The sequence below is a fragment of the Streptomyces sp. 8L genome, assembly GCF_020176795.1.
Lineage (GTDB): Bacteria > Actinomycetota > Actinomycetes > Streptomycetales > Streptomycetaceae > Streptomyces.
This window is the reverse complement of the sequence record NZ_JAIUKE010000923.1, coordinates 1-958: the sequence shown is the minus strand read 5'-3', so window position 1 is coordinate 958 and position 958 is coordinate 1. Positions and strand designations below refer to the sequence as shown.

Here is a 958-nt window from a genome sequence, read left to right as displayed (position 1 = left end):
GACATCGAGGCGTGCCTCGACGGCCAGCCCGTCGCCGCGACGGCCGCGCTCGGAGCGGTCGGGGACGGCGGCGGCGACCGCCCGCAGGGCCCGCCCCCGCCGGCCCTGACACAGCGCGCCGCCTGGAGCTGATCGCCTCCCGCCTCCAGGCCATCCAGCAGGACCTGGACAGCACCGCCGCGCTTCTGGTCCAGCCCTGTGCCGCCGCCACACCGCCCGCAGAGCGGCAGGCAGCCCACCGATCACCGTAGGAGAAACGTTTTCTTGCCCCGCATCGACCGCTTCCTGGGCATCCGCCGCGACCCTCACTCCGAGGAACTCCTCGCCCGCGGCGGCGACGCCGAGGCACACAGCATCCTTCAGCGCGTGGGGTTCGTCGCCGTCGTCCGCCTCCACGAGACCTACCACCGTGTCCCCACCGGCATAGCCAAGGACGAGGAAGTACGTCTCGCCACGGATGCCGTCGCCCGCCTGCGGGCCGACGGATACCACGTCGACTGCGACGCGGACCTCGACACCGACGCGCGTCCACCCCGCTATCCGTCGATGGGCTCCAGGGTCGCCCATCTCGCCGAGCACGTGCACGAGGCGACCACCACGGAAGAGGTGGCCGATGCGCTGACCGAGTTGACCGCCGCCCACGACGGCATCCTCACCGCACTCGAAGAAGTCCTCACCGCCACAGCCGACTTCCACGACGGGCTCGGCCAGTCGGCCGACCCCCACATCGCCCGGCGACTGCGCTACCTCGCCGACGAGCACCTCCGCGTCATCCGCAGCGACCTCGCACACACCCGCAACGAGCTCGCCGACCGGCACGCCACGCACCCCGGCCGCAGCGCCTGCAGCGAAGAGGTCCTCGCCACCGAACGCGAGCGCTCCGCCGTGTGCGCCTGCCCGCCCCCGCCGCGCACGCTCACGGCCCCGCGGCGCACGGGCGTGCGGCGGAAGGTGTTGG

1 protein-coding gene is annotated in these 958 nt (G+C 73.3%); it reads left to right on the top strand.

All coding sequences use genetic code 11. The features are described from left to right. Window positions 1-264: 264 nt before the first annotated feature. Window positions 265-958 (top strand): hypothetical protein (locus LCE31_RS39900; protein WP_225023203.1); only part of this gene is annotated, 694 nt, incomplete at its 3' end.